This is a genomic window from Mesorhizobium sp. M0296, assembly GCF_040321675.1.
In the GTDB taxonomy this organism is placed as follows: Bacteria; Pseudomonadota; Alphaproteobacteria; order Rhizobiales; family Rhizobiaceae; genus Mesorhizobium.
Map to the genome: position 1 here is coordinate 39,108 of NZ_JAMYRZ010000028.1, position 13,638 is coordinate 52,745.

Genomic DNA, 13,638 nt, shown 5'->3' on the forward strand with positions numbered 1-13,638 from the left:
CGACGATGCTGGAGTTTGATCAGGCGCCCCAACTCGAACATGCGTTGCGCGAGGTCGCTGCCGAAATGGCGGAGCGTACCGATCGCGGCGACGTCGCCAGCTATATCCCCCAGCTCGGCAAGATCGATCCGAAAAAATTCGGCATTGCCGCGGTGACCAATGACGGCCGCATGCTGACCGCAGGCGATGCCGACGAGGCATTTTCGATCCAGAGCATCTCAAAGGTGTTCACGCTGACGCTGGCGCTCGGCAATGTCGGCGACGCGCTGTGGCAGCGGGTTGGGCGCGAACCTTCGGGCAATCCGTTTAACTCGATCGTCCAGCTCGAGCACGAGAACGGCATTCCGCGCAATCCATTCATCAATGCCGGCGCCATCGTGGTCTCGGACATCCTGCTTGCCGGCCATCAGCCGCGCGAGGCGATCGGCGAGATCCTGCGCTTCATCCAGTTCCTGGCCGATGACGACACCATCATCATCGACCGCGAGGTCGCGGCGTCCGAACGCGCCACCGGCTTTCGCAATTTCGCGCTTGCCAATTACATGAAAGCGTTCGGCAATCTCCACCATGCGCCGGAACTGGCGCTGGGCGTTTACTTCCACCATTGCGCTATCGCCATGAGCCGCCGGCAACTGGCCCTGGCTGGCCGCTTCCTTGCCAATGGCGGCAAGAACCAGGCAACCGGGCATTCCGTCGTCTCGGCAGAGCGCGCCCGCCGCATCGGCGCGATGATGCTGACCTGCGGCCACTATGACGGCTCCGGCGACTTCGCTTTCCGCGTCGGCATTCCCGGCAAGAGCGGCGTTGGCGGCGGCATATTGGGGATCGTGCCGGGCGTCGCCTCGCTTGCCGTCTGGTCGCCTGGCCTTAATGCCAACGGCAATTCCAGGCTGGGCTCGATCGCGTTGGAAAAACTGGCGAAGACGATGAACTGGTCGATCTTCGCGCCATAAGCATTTTGCAGCCAAATGGAATCATTTGGCGTCCGCACAAATGCGGCAAAACAAACAGTTAGAGCGGAATGCCCCATTCAATTTGAATGCATGCCGCTCTGATGCCTGTCGCCCGAATTGGGGCAAAAAAACCCGCGCAGCCGATCGGCAGCGCGGGATTTTTTTTTAATCAGAAAGTCTGGCTAATGCACGGAAAGGCTTAGAAAAAGCCCTTCCGTTGCCACCAGCCGGCACGCTTCGGCTTGTCCTCGGCCTTTGCTTCCTCGGTCTTTGCCTCGTCGGTCTTTGCCTCGTCCGGGACGATCGAGGAGACGACCGGCACGACCGGAGCATCCACCGGTACCGGCTTGCGCCGCGACGGCCGGACCTTCGGCGTTTCCTCGGCAGCCGCCACTTCAGCCTCCTGCGAAGCCGGCGCAGCGGTCTCGCCGGAAGCCACGGAGGCGGCCTCGGCAGCCGATGTCTCGGCGCCCGCAATCTCGGCAACTGCTTCCGCCGCAACTTTCTTCGGCTTGGCGGTACGGCGCGGCTTCTTCGGCTTTTCGGCGCTCGGCATGTCGTCGTTCGCCGGAGCGAGCACCGCAAGCTCTTCGGCCGGCGGCGCACCTTCCGGCTCGCCGGTTACGGGCTCTGCTTCCGACACGGCACCTTCCGTCATGGCGGCTGGCTCGCCGGGGGCAGCTTCCAAGCCGTCCTCGCCCTCCTCACGGCGATTGCGCTTGCCGCCGCGCTTGCCGCGCCGGCGCTTCTTGCCGTGACCGTCGTCCGCCGCTTCCGCCGTTTCGGCCACAACACCTGCCGGCGCTTCATGTTCCGCTTCGGCGCCTTGGTCGCCCGCGGCTACGAAGGCGTCGTCCGTCGGCGCCGAAACGGAAGCACCTTCCACAGCAGCGCCATGTTCGCGGTCCGCGTGCTCGCGATCCCCGTGTTCACGATCCTTGCCGCCGCGCCGTCTGCGGCGCTTGCGGCGCTTGCGATCGCGGCCTTCGCCGTCCTCGCCGGACCTTGGCTGCTGCGGCTGCTGGGCAGGGCGTGGCTGCTCGGCCTGCACCGGTGCCTCGTCTTCCTCTTCGATGACGATCTCGTCCTCGGGTTCTTCCGGCTCGACATAGGCCGGGAACGTGCGCGCCTCGACAAAACCTTCCGGCTTTTCGGCCAGCGCGCCGCGGAAGATGGCATAGTGTTGTGCACCGACCGCGTCATCGGCTTCGATGGTGATGGTAACGCCGAAGCGGTGCTCGAATTCCACCAGCGTGCCGCGCTTGTGATTGAGCACATAGAGCGCGGTCGCCGCCGGCGTCCGCACCGTGATGTGGCTGCGCGAATCCTTGAGCAGGAATTCCTCGATTGCCCGCACCACCATCAGCGCGACCGACGAATCGGAGCGCACATGGCCTGTGCCGCCGCAATGCGGGCAAGGCTTCATGGTCGATTCCAGCACGCTGGCACGGATGCGCTGGCGCGACATCTCCATCAGGCCGAAATGCGAGATGCGGCCGACCTGGATGCGGGCACGATCGTTCTTGAGGTGATCCTTCAGCCGCTTCTCGACGGAGCGGTTGTTGCGGTTCTCCTCCATATCGATGAAGTCGATGACGATGAGGCCGGCGAGATCGCGCAGCCTCAATTGCCGGGCGACTTCCTCGGCGGCTTCCAGATTGGTGTGAAGTGCGGTGTCCTCGATCGAGTGCTCCTTGGTGGAACGGCCCGAATTGACGTCGATGGCGACCAGCGCTTCCGTCTGGTTGATGATGATGTAGCCGCCGCTCTTCAGCGTCACCTGCGGCTGCAGCATGCGGTCGAGCTGCGCTTCGATGCCGTTGCGCACAAAGATCGGCGTCGTGTCGCGGAACGGCTGAACCACCTTGGCGTGGCTCGGCATCAGCATGCGCATGAAGTCCTTGGCCTCGCGGTAGCCTTCTTCGCCGGAAACCAGGATCTCGTCGATATCCTTGTTGTAGAGGTCGCGCACCGAGCGCTTGATCAGGCTGCCTTCCTCGTAAACCAGGGCAGGGGCCGTCGATTGCAGCGTCAGATTGCGGACGTTTTCCCAAAGCCGCATCAAATATTCGTAGTCGCGCTTGATCTCTGCCTTGGTGCGGCTTTCGCCTGCCGTACGCAGGATGACACCCATGCCTTGCGGCACTTCGAGATCGGCGACCACTTCCTTCAGCCGCTTGCGGTCCTGCGCATTGGTGATCTTGCGCGAAATACCGCCGCCGCGTGCCGTGTTCGGCATCAGCACCGAATAGCGGCCGGCCAGTGAAAGGTAGGTGGTCAGCGCCGCGCCCTTGTTGCCGCGCTCTTCCTTGACGACCTGCACCAGCAGGATCTGCCGGCGCTTGATCACTTCCTGGATCTTGTACTGGCGGCGCACCGGCTTGCGGCGGTTGCGTACTTCTTCGAGCGCGTCTTCAGCGCCGACCGATTCGATCTCGTGATCGTCCGGATGCGAGGATTGCACCTCCTCCAGCATGCCGCGATCATTGTCTTCGGACGTCGCTTCGCCGCTTGTCTCGGCCCCGCTTGTCTCGACTTGTGGGACGGCTTCGGAGATTACGTCGGCATCGACGCTGGCAGCGATGGAACTCGATCCGCCTTCGGAAGGCTCGGTCTCGCCGCTATCGGCGACTTCTTCACTCTGCCCGGCGGCATCCTCGCTCTGTCCGGCAGTGTCGGACGTGGTGTTGTCGGCAACGGCATCCAGCTTTTCTGCGACGGCACCTTCGCCGTTCTCGCCATTCTCACCGTCGGCCGCGCCTGCCTCGCGCCTGTGCTCGCCGCGGTCGCGGCTCTTGCCGCCGCGCCGGCGTCCGCGCTTGCCACGGTCGCGGCTCTGGCGGTCCTCGCCTTCGGCGGCTTCCTCGTCCTCTTCGTCCTGGGCTTCCTGTGCTTCCGCACGCAGCAGCGCCTGACGGTCGGCGACCGGAATCTGGTAGTAGTCGGGGTGTATTTCACTGAAGGCGAGGAAACCGTGACGGTTGCCGCCGTATTCGACAAAGGCTGCCTGGAGGGAAGGTTCGACGCGCGTTACGCGGGCGAGATAGATATTTCCTTTGAGCTGCTTCTTGTCCTGGGATTCAAAGTCGAATTCTTCAATACGGTTACCGCGAACGACGACAACGCGTGTTTCCTCCGGGTGGGAGGCGTCTATCAGCATTTTGTTGGGCATTATTTCGTTTCCTCCCGGCAGCCGTCGGCCGCAGCTTGCAGGACACTGCCCGCTGCCGTGGACCTGGAACATGGGTGCCGGACAATTGAACGTCCGCCGGCCGCTGCCTGAGCGCCATGGCGGTGCCGCCCGCAGCCGTAGTGGCGCGGTTTGTTGCGGACCTTTCCATGATTGCGCTTGAAGCCATCGTCACCAGCAGAACCTTTTGAACCAAAGCCCGGGAAAAACCGGACCAGCTTGTTTGCTCATACAGAGCCGGCACGGGACAATCCCGGCCGTTTTGCTCACGCAGGCGATTCCCCCGCCACGGGAGCACGCCTGCGAAAATCGTCGCGATCACCGATGCCTTCTTCGCCTGAAGCGAAAGGAGCCGTCTTGCGTCTGACCTGTAGCAGGAAGCTGCGGAGGAGGACGGTTCCAGGATTGCAGTGATCCACCATCGCTTTTATGATTTGGCGGGTTGGAAGGCAACCCCGATTCCCGATGCCGGCAAAAAGCCGTTCCGCAGCGGAAGCCCCGGTCCCAAGCCTTCCATGAAAAGGCTTGGTTAACCTTCTCTGGATACCAATCGTTAATCGAGTTCGCGGCCTGCCGGCACTTTGACAAGCAATAGGGCTCTTCGACAAGCGATCGGGCATGACGCCAACGGGAGCGATTGGTAGAAAGATGGGACTGGCAGGCTTCGCAGACAAGAGCCGTCATCATGGAGGCTGGTTCTTCCGCACCGCCTGCCTGCTGCCGCTGATCCTGGCTTGCCTGGTCTTTTCGCCGCTTTCGCGTGCTGCCGACGCACCGCTTGGTGCCATAAGCTACAAGATGGCCGGCGATGCGACCAAGATGCGCATCGTCATCAATTTCGACCGCGAACCCGACATCAAATGGTTCCTGCTGCGCGGCCCCAATCGTCTGGTCATCGATCTCCCGGCCACCAGATTTGCCCTCAATGCCAAGGATGTGAAGCCGCGCGGCCTTGTCCGCACGGTGCGTTACGGCGAGCTCGGCGAGGGGAAATCGCGGCTGATTCTCACCGGCAAGGGACCGTTCGCCGTCGACAATCTCGATGTGCTCAAGAACGATGACGGCAACGGCTACCGCATCGCCATCGACATGTCGGCGGCATCGCAGCGGGAATTCGACGCAGCGCTCGCCAATCAGGCGCTGACCACCGGTTCGACGGTCTCCGCCGACAAGGCCGGCAGGGTCGGTACCGGCCCGGTCTCCAATCCGGGCCATCGTTTCACCGTCGTCATCGATCCCGGCCATGGCGGCATCGACGGCGGCGCCGAGGGCCTGAACGGTACGGTCGAGAAGAACGTGACGCTCGCCTTCGCCATGGAACTGCGCGACAAGCTCGCCGCCGGCGGCAAATACGACGTGTTCCTGACACGTGAGACCGACGTGTTCCTGCGGCTCGACGACCGCGTGCGCATTGCCCGCCAGCATGAGGCCGACCTGCTCATCTCGATCCATGCCGACACGATCAGCCTCAAGGGCATTCGCGGCGCAACCGTCTACACCGTGTCCGACAAGGCTTCCGATCCCGAGGCGCAGGCGCTTGCCGACCGTGAAAATCTTTCCGACCAGTTCGCCGGCATGGAGATCAAGGACGACAGCAAGGAAGTGACCGACATCCTGATCGACCTGATCCGCCGCGAGACGCATAATTTTTCGATGAGCTTCGCCCATACTCTCGTCGGACAGCTTTCCACCAGCGTCGGTCTGATCAACAACCCGCAGCGTTCTGCCGGCTTCAAGGTGCTGAAAGCGCCGGACGTTCCATCCGTGCTGGTCGAACTCGGCTATCTGTCGAACGCCAAGGACGAAGCGCAATTGCTCAGCGCCGATTGGCGCAACAAGGCGACCCAGAGCATAACCAACGCCGTTGCCCTGTTTGCTTCGGCCAAGAGCGGAACGGGGGCCGGAGGCTGAAATGTCCGCCGGCGCCCACAACCTGAAGCAGCGTTGCGCGGCGACAACACCCTGTGCTTTTATTTCCGGCATTCGAAACCGAAATCCCGCGCTGCCGTATTTTGCCCACATGGTCGCGACATGGATTTTGCGATTACGGTTTGGGATCGTCCCGAAAGCTTGCGTGAAGGGCGGCTTCGTTTAGGAAATTCCCGAACCAAGGACTGGAGCGGGTATGATTCGTCTCATTGGCTATTTCTTCGGCATCGGCACGACGCTAGCCCTTTTGGTCGCGGCGGGCGTGGCGATCTATATCGGCCATTTGTCGAAGGACCTGCCCGATTACGAGGTGCTGGCCAAATACGAGCCGCCGGTGACGACCCGCATCCACGCGTCGGATGGCGCGCTGATGGCCGAATATGCGCGTGAGCGGCGGCTTTATCTGCCGATTCAGGCGATCCCGGATCGTGTCAAGGCGGCCTTCCTGTCGGCCGAGGACAAGAACTTTTACAATCACCCCGGCATCGACGTAACCGGCCTTGGCCGGGCCATTGTCGTCAACCTGCAGAATGTTGGCTCGGGAAAGCGCCAGGTCGGCGCCTCGACCATCACCCAGCAGGTGGCGAAGAACTTCCTGTTGTCTTCAGACCAGACCTACGAGCGCAAGATCAAGGAGATGATCCTCGCCTTCCGCATCGAGCAGGCCTACTCGAAGGATCGCATTCTCGAGCTCTATCTCAACGAGATTTTCTTCGGCTTCGGCGCCTATGGCGTCGCCGGTGCTGCGCTAACCTATTTCGACAAATCGGTGAACGAGCTCACCGTGGCCGAAGCCGCCTATCTCGCCTCTCTGCCGAAGGGGCCGAACAACTACCATCCCTTCAAGCATGCCGATCGCGCCTTGGAGCGCCGCAACTGGGTGATCGACCAGATGGTCGAGAACGGTTACGTCACGCATGAGGAAGGCGAGAAGGCCAAGGCCGAGCCGCTCGGCGTCACGCCGCGCCGCACCGGCAACTATCTCTTCGCCGGGGAGTATTTCACCGAGGAAGTGCGTCGCCAGATCATCGCGCGCTATGGCGAGAATGCGCTCTACGAGGGCGGCCTTTCCGTCCGCACGACGCTCGATCCGAAGATGCAGCTGATTGCCCGCAAGGCCATGCAGAACGGACTTATGAAGTTCGACACGCTGCGCGGCTACCGCGGGCCGGTCACGAGCATCGACATTTCCGGCGACTGGGGCGTGCCGCTGGGCAACGTCAAGCGGTTGGAGGACGTGCCGGAATGGTCGCTCGCCGTCGTGCTCGACAGCTCGGCCACCGGCCTGTCCATCGGCCTGCAGCCGACGCGCCAGATCTCCGGCGAAATCGTCAAGGACCGCGTCGAAGGCACCGTCAGCAAGGAAGACATGAGCTTCGCCATGCGCCACGTGGTAGACGGCAGGACCGTCAAGGCGAAGTCGCCCGCCGACGTGCTGAAGCCGGGCGACGTGATTTTCGTGCAGAAGAACGACGGCTCGGACAACAGCTACAGCTTGCGCCAGGTTCCCGAAGTGGAAGGCGGCCTGATCGCCATGGACCCGCATACCGGACGCGTCCTGGCCATGGTCGGCGGTTTCTCCTACGCGCAGTCGGAGTTCAACCGGGCGACGCAGGCCATGCGCCAGCCGGGATCGTCGTTCAAGCCGATCGTCTATTCGGCCGCCCTCGACAATGGCTATACCCCCGCCTCCGTGATCATGGACGGGCCGATCACCATCCAGAGCGGCAACACGACCTGGACGCCCAAGAACTACGACGGAACGGTGGCCGGCCCAGCGACCTTGCGTTCCGGCATCGAAAAATCACGCAACCTGATGACGGTGCGGCTTGCCAACGACATGGGCATGAAGCTGGTCGTGGAATATGCCGAGCGTTTCGGCGTCTACGACCACCTGGCGCCGTATCTGCCGATGGCGCTGGGATCCGGCGAGACGACGGTGATGCGCATGGTGTCGGCCTATTCGATCATGGCCAATGGCGGCAAGTCGATCAAGCCATCGCTGATCGACCGTATCCAGGATCGCTACGGCAAGACCGTCTTTAGGCAGGACGAACGCGGCTGCTCGAACTGCAATGCCGCCGAGTGGCAGGACCAGCCAGAGCCGGAACTGGTCGACAACTCCGAGCAGGTGCTCGATCCGATGACCGCCTACCAGATCACATCGATGATGGAGGGCGTCGTGCAACGCGGTACCGGCGCCACCATCAACGAACTCGGCCGTCACATCGCCGGCAAGACCGGAACGACCAACGACGAAAAGGATGCATGGTTCATCGGCTATACGCCGAACCTCGTTGTCGGCCTCTATATGGGCTACGATCAGCCGAAAGGTCTTGGCAAGGGCGCGACCGGCGGCGGCCTTGCCGCGCCAATCTTCAAGGATTTCATGCGCGTGGCGCTGGATGGCACGCCCAATGTCGACTTCAAGGTTCCGGAAGGCATGAAGCTGGTTGCGATCAATCGCAAGACCGGCATGCGGGCCAACGCGGGCGACGCCGGAACCATCATCGAAGCCTTCAAACCGGGTACCGGTCCCGCCGACAGCTACTGGGTGATCGGCATGGGTGCGGACGGCTCCAACGCCACCGGCGGGGCGCTGTCGCCGCAGGCCAACCAGGCCATCCAGTCCGGCGGCGGCGGGCTCTACTGACAATCGCTACATCGGGTCGGGCCGGCTTGACGATGATGGTCGAGCCGGTCCATTCCGCTTTACAGGGGCCGGTACATTACAGGGGCCGGCGCTTTACAGGAGACCGTGCCGTCCCTATGTATCGCGCCACCAAACCGCCATCCAGCAACAGGACAGAACAGCCAGCCATGCGCGCGGAAACGCAAAATATTGTCGACGAGATCAGGCAGGCGATCACCCTGCTGAGGAGGCATCTTTGACTGGGACCAAGCCATAAAGCGGCTTGAGTACCTGAATGTGCGTGCCGAGGATTCGAGCCTCTGGAACGAGCCGTTGGAAGCGCAAAAGCTGATGCGCGAGCGTCAGGGCCTCGAGGAAGGTATTGCCGCGGTCAAAGGCCTCACCCAGGCCCTGGAAGACAATATCGGCCTGATCGAGCTTGGCGAGGAAGAGGGCGACGAGGGCGTAATCGCGGAGGCCGAAGCGGCGATCCGCTCGATGCGCGGCGAGGCCAAGGCGCGCCAGATCGAAACGCTGTTGTCGGGCGAGGCGGACGCCAACGATAGCTATCTGGAAGTTCATGCCGGCGCCGGCGGCACCGAAAGCCAGGACTGGGCCTCGATGCTTCTGCGCATGTATACGCGCTGGGCCGAGCGCCGCCGCTTCAAGGTCGAGGTGCTGGAGGTGCATGACGGCGAAGAGGCCGGCATCAAGTCCGCCACGCTGCTGATCAAGGGCCACAACGCCTACGGCTGGCTGAAGACGGAATCCGGCGTGCATCGTCTCGTGCGCATTTCGCCGTATGACAGCAATGCGCGCCGCCACACCTCCTTCGCCAGCGTCTGGGTCTATCCCGTCATCGACGATACGATCGACATCGACGTTTCCGAATCCGACGTCCGTATCGACACGTATCGTTCCTCGGGATCGGGCGGCCAGCACGTCAACACCACCGATTCGGCCGTGCGCATCACCCATCTCGCCACCGGCATCGCGGTCGCCTGCCAGGCCGAGCGCTCCCAGCACAAGAACAAGGCCAAGGCGTGGGAAATGTTGCGCTCGCGGCTTTACGAGGAAGAGCTGAAGAAGCGCGAAGCCGTGGCGAACGCCACGGAAGCGTCGAAGAGCGATATCGGCTGGGGCCACCAGATACGGTCCTACGTGCTGCAGCCCTATCAGTTGGTGAAAGATCTGCGCACCGGTGTCGAGAGCACCAGCCCGTCGAGCGTGCTCGACGGCGACCTCGACGATTTCATGGAGGCCTCGCTGTCGCAGCGGATCGAGGGTGGCGCCGGTGAAACGGTGGCCGATATCGACTGAGGCCGCCGGCACCAATCCGGCTGCATGTGGGTTCATCACGCGAGAGTTACGGCCATCGTGCGAGAGTGACGAGCTCTCAATTTGCACCTACCTGTCGTTCTACAACTTTGTTTTTCGTAGAGTTTTTCAAAATCGATTTCGGCTTTTGACGCGGATGCCTCGGGCCTGCCGGTGCCAAGCCTGGAACCAGCGCGAGCCAAATCCCGTTATTGGCGATCCCGCTGCCGGGGTTGACCAGGTTTCGTCAATCAGGACGGCAGGTTGGTTCCGGCTGCAGAGGTCGGCGTTCGGTTGCGACAGCAATTCCTTGCGCCAACCAAGGAATCAGCCCAGCATTCATGCGCTGGGGAGGAAAAAAGCATTTATGGCCGGACGCGGCGTATCTGCGACCTGACGATCCGGCCACTGGGAAGACACGTTCCGGGAACGGGCAAGCGAAATGCTTGACAACCGTTGATAGGAACTGCGCTCATGCCTGCTCTCACAACCAGACCGGCCCCAGTCGCCCGCACGGCGCGCCGACTCCTGAATTCACTTGTCGCGGCAGTGGTTTTGATTGCTGCCGCCATTCCATTTGCGGCGCCTGCTCTGGCGCATGATGCCAAGCCGACCGCGGCAATGCCGCAAGGCTGGAGCTATCCGTTCTCCTGCTGCTCGGGCTATGATTGCCGCGAGGTCTCTCAGACATCGATCAGCGAACGTCCCGAGGGCTATGTCATCAAAGGAACCGGGGAAGTCGTGGCCTATAGCGACAAGCGGATCAAGAATTCGCCCGACGGCGAATATCATTGGTGCTCCGTTGCCGGTGCCAATGACGGAAAGACCATCTGCCTGTTCGTGCCCCCATCGTCCTACTAGCGCATGACGCCCAAAAGCTTGCCCACGGGCTGACCCGAGCGTGTGCAGCGGTTTTGGATCGATGCCTTCGATCTGTGCATCGCAGGCTCACAAGCCTGCTGACCGGCAGTTGTCAGGAGCGTTTCTTTATGCTGCCTTTGCCGTACGGGGCGGCGGCATTGTGAGGGACCAATTCATGACCATCAAGGCAAGCTGCCACTGCAAGGCGACGACGTTCGAGGTTTCGCAAGCGCCGCAGACAGTGACGCGATGCACCTGTTCCTTCTGTTCGAAACGCGGTTCGTTGTGGGCCTATTACACCCCATCGCAATTCAGACTCACCAGCCCGCCGGAGAATGTTTCGTTCTACCAGTGGGGATCGAAAACCATAAAACACGGTTTTTGCGCCACCTGCGGCTGTGGCACCTTCACCGAGACGCCGGACTGGTCGACAGGCGAGCCGAATTTCGACAATCCGAAAATCAGCGTGAACTCGCGGCTGTTCGACGATTTCGATCTCGACAAGATCGAAGTGGTGGTCATCGACGGCAAGAATCTCTGGTAGCCGGTCGAATTGCGGTGGTCGCGCGAGCCGCTGCAGGCGTGTGGAATTGAGCCGGGGAAAGCCGCGGCAACGGCTTTTGCTGGTCCGTTTTTCGCCGCATTTCATGGTACAAGTCGCTGGAAGGGCTGATGCGGTGCGCCGTTGCGCGGCCGTGGAATGGAGAGGGACCACCATATGAAAAAGATTGTGCTCGCCGTCGTGGCGACGGCTGTGCTCGTGAGCGCATGCACCACCGATCCCTACACCGGGGAACAGAAGGTTTCCAACACCGCTGCCGGCGCCGGTCTCGGTGCTTTGGCGGGTGCCGGGCTCGGCATGCTTGCCGGCGGTAACGACCGCCGCAACGCGCTGATCGGCGCGGGCATCGGCGCGCTTGCCGGCGGTGCCATCGGTGCCACCATGGACCAGAACGAGGCCGAACTGCGCCGACAGCTTCAGGGCACCGGCGTCAGCGTCACCCGCACCGGCGACCAGATCATCCTCAATATGCCGTCCGACATCACCTTCAACGTCGACCAGGACGCGGTGAAGGCCGGTTTCTATCCGGTGCTGAATTCAGTGGCCCTTGTGCTGAAAAAGTTCCGCCAGACCACGGTCGACGTGTTCGGCCACACCGACGCGACCGGCGGCGACGAGCACAATTTCGACCTGTCGCAGCGCCGCGCCCTGGCGGTCGCCAACTATCTGTCCGGGCAGGGCGTCGATTCCCGCCGCTTCGCCGTCACCGGCTTCGGCAAGACGCGTCCGATCGCCTCCAATGCGACGGCTGCCGGCCGGGCTCAGAACCGCCGCGTCGAGATCCAGCTGTCGCCGCTCACCTGAGGCAAGCACATGAACCGAGAGCGGCCCCGCAAGGGGCCGCTCCAATGGTTATGCCGGGCCACCGACCGTCGGCGCCCTTCGTTCGTGATGTCAGGACCGGGCCGGCTGATCGACAATCGCGGCAACGATCCGGCGCACGATCGGAAGCACAATCAGCAGACTGGGAAACGCGACAAGCCATGAAGCGCCCCATGCATAGCTCCAGGCCGCTATAAACCCGTTCGTCCAGCCTGCGCCGATTGCCGTCGAAACCGCCGAGACAATCGAGGACATCAGAATCGAAAGAACCAACGGCATCACCACCGCGCCGTAGGAGGGCGGCAGCTTTCTCAACTTGAAGGCTCGGTCCGGTGATGCTTGCATCGAAATCTCCTAATAAAAAAATATGCGTAGGCGTTATTGTGAGGACGATCAGGCGGCATATGCCGTCTGCAGCGCCAATTCCTGAATGAAGCTTCGCAGCGAACGCGGCTCGCGGCCAAGCACGGCACGCAACGTCAGAATGTTCCCGCCGAGGCCGTATTTGGCGTAGTGGCTGTGTACTTTGGCCAGCATCTGCAACTGCCGGTCGGTATAGGGAAGGCGGGCCTTCGCCGCCCAGTCCTGAAATGTCGGCTCGCCCGCCGACACCGGCCGGCCAAGCGCTTCGCTCATCATGGCGACGACCTCTTCGCGGCTGTGCATACCGTCGGCGCACAGCTCGAGGGTCGCATAGGACAAACGCGCTTCGGTCAGTGCGATTGCCGCCACTTCAGCCACATCGCGATAGTCGACGCGGGCGAGCTTCGCCGTCCTTGGAAACGGCTCGGCGAAAACGCCGTGCTCGACGACGGACGGCCAGGCCGCCGCGATATTTTGCATGAAATTGGCCGGGTGCAGAATGGTGTACTCCATGTTCGTCGAATAGAGGGCAGCTTCGACGGGTACCTTGCTTGCATGGTTTTCCAGCCTCGTATTGGTCGGCTGAATCACCGACGAAAAGACGAACTTTCGAACGCCTGCTCGCGCCGCCGCCTCAACCATGGCAACCCCCATGGCGGCTTCGTCGGGAGCAAAGGCCGGTCCGATGTGGAAGACACCGTCGACACCTTTCACGGCCTGCTCAAGGCTCCGATGGTTGCGGAGATCTCCGATCGCGATCTCGGATGCGCCGGCTTTCCGGGCTTTTTCGGCACTCGCGGTGTCACGAACAAGCGCTCGAACCCTGGCATTGCGGCGGACGAGTTCAGGCACCACCAAACCGGCAACGCGGCCTGCGGCGCCTACGACCAGGACGGTTGGACTGGGTGTTCGCATGATGATCTCCTTCCCTCGAGTGTGCCTTTCGGCCTGTGCAGGAACATAAAATCTAGCGAACTGCGTTACAATTGAGCGAGTTTGCGATAGTTTC

At 62.2% G+C, this 13,638-nt stretch carries 11 protein-coding genes; 8 read left to right on the forward strand and 3 right to left on the reverse strand.

What is annotated here, in order from left to right; all coding sequences use genetic code 11:
- The first annotated feature begins 5 nt into the window (after positions 1 to 5).
- Positions 6 to 953: a glutaminase gene (locus NKI97_RS23965; RefSeq protein ID WP_352836930.1), complete on the forward strand. Its 948-nt coding sequence runs from the start codon at positions 6 to 8 to the stop codon at positions 951 to 953.
- Between the two features lie 199 nt (positions 954 to 1,152).
- Here NKI97_RS23965 and NKI97_RS23970 read toward each other — a convergent pair whose 3' ends face one another.
- Positions 1,153 to 4,125: an Rne/Rng family ribonuclease gene (locus NKI97_RS23970; RefSeq protein WP_352836933.1), complete on the reverse strand. Its 2,973-nt coding sequence runs from the start codon at positions 4,123 to 4,125 to the stop codon at positions 1,153 to 1,155.
- A gap of 666 nt (positions 4,126 to 4,791) precedes the next feature.
- Between NKI97_RS23970 and NKI97_RS23975 the strand changes: the two genes are divergently transcribed.
- From NKI97_RS23975 to NKI97_RS24005, 7 genes are all read left to right on the forward strand, one after another.
- Positions 4,792 to 6,054 carry an N-acetylmuramoyl-L-alanine amidase gene (locus tag NKI97_RS23975; RefSeq protein WP_352836936.1) on the forward strand — a complete coding sequence of 421 codons (1,263 nt, stop codon included), beginning with the start codon at positions 4,792 to 4,794 and terminating at the stop codon, positions 6,052 to 6,054.
- A gap of 1 nt (position 6,055) precedes the next feature.
- A complete protein-coding gene (locus tag NKI97_RS23980) occupies positions 6,056 to 6,238 on the forward strand; it encodes a hypothetical protein (RefSeq protein WP_352836938.1) in 183 nt (60 codons plus the stop codon).
- Positions 6,239 to 6,268: 30 nt separating this feature from the next.
- Positions 6,269 to 8,725, forward strand: a complete 2,457-nt coding sequence (locus NKI97_RS23985; protein WP_352836940.1) for a penicillin-binding protein 1A — start codon at positions 6,269 to 6,271, stop codon at positions 8,723 to 8,725.
- Between the two features lie 167 nt (positions 8,726 to 8,892).
- Positions 8,893 to 10,024 (forward strand): peptide chain release factor 2 gene (gene prfB, locus NKI97_RS23990; protein WP_352451084.1). Its coding sequence is split into 2 segments (ribosomal slippage): positions 8,893 to 8,958 and positions 8,960 to 10,024, totalling 1,131 coding nucleotides; the frame shifts between segments, so codons are not numbered across the junction.
- 471 nt (positions 10,025 to 10,495) lie between these two features.
- Positions 10,496 to 10,882: a hypothetical protein gene (locus NKI97_RS23995; RefSeq protein WP_031212810.1), complete on the forward strand. Its 387-nt coding sequence runs from the start codon at positions 10,496 to 10,498 to the stop codon at positions 10,880 to 10,882.
- Between the two features lie 175 nt (positions 10,883 to 11,057).
- Complete coding sequence (locus NKI97_RS24000; RefSeq protein WP_352836942.1) at positions 11,058 to 11,426, forward strand: GFA family protein; 369 nt, start codon at positions 11,058 to 11,060, stop codon at positions 11,424 to 11,426.
- A 174-nt stretch (positions 11,427 to 11,600) separates the two neighbouring features.
- Positions 11,601 to 12,248: a YiaD family glycine zipper/OmpA-like lipoprotein gene (locus NKI97_RS24005; RefSeq protein WP_352836945.1), complete on the forward strand. Its 648-nt coding sequence runs from the start codon at positions 11,601 to 11,603 to the stop codon at positions 12,246 to 12,248.
- A 90-nt stretch (positions 12,249 to 12,338) separates the two neighbouring features.
- On the opposite strand, the gene NKI97_RS24010 is transcribed toward NKI97_RS24005, so the two are convergent.
- Together NKI97_RS24010 and NKI97_RS24015 are read right to left on the reverse strand one after the other, a co-directional pair.
- Positions 12,339 to 12,611, reverse strand: coding sequence for a DUF2798 domain-containing protein (locus NKI97_RS24010; protein ID WP_023679921.1), 273 nt, complete (start codon positions 12,609 to 12,611; stop codon positions 12,339 to 12,341).
- Positions 12,612 to 12,659: 48 nt separating this feature from the next.
- Positions 12,660 to 13,544 carry an NmrA/HSCARG family protein gene (locus NKI97_RS24015; RefSeq protein WP_352451082.1) on the reverse strand — a complete coding sequence of 295 codons (885 nt, stop codon included), beginning with the start codon at positions 13,542 to 13,544 and terminating at the stop codon, positions 12,660 to 12,662.
- Positions 13,545 to 13,638 lie beyond the last annotated feature (94 nt).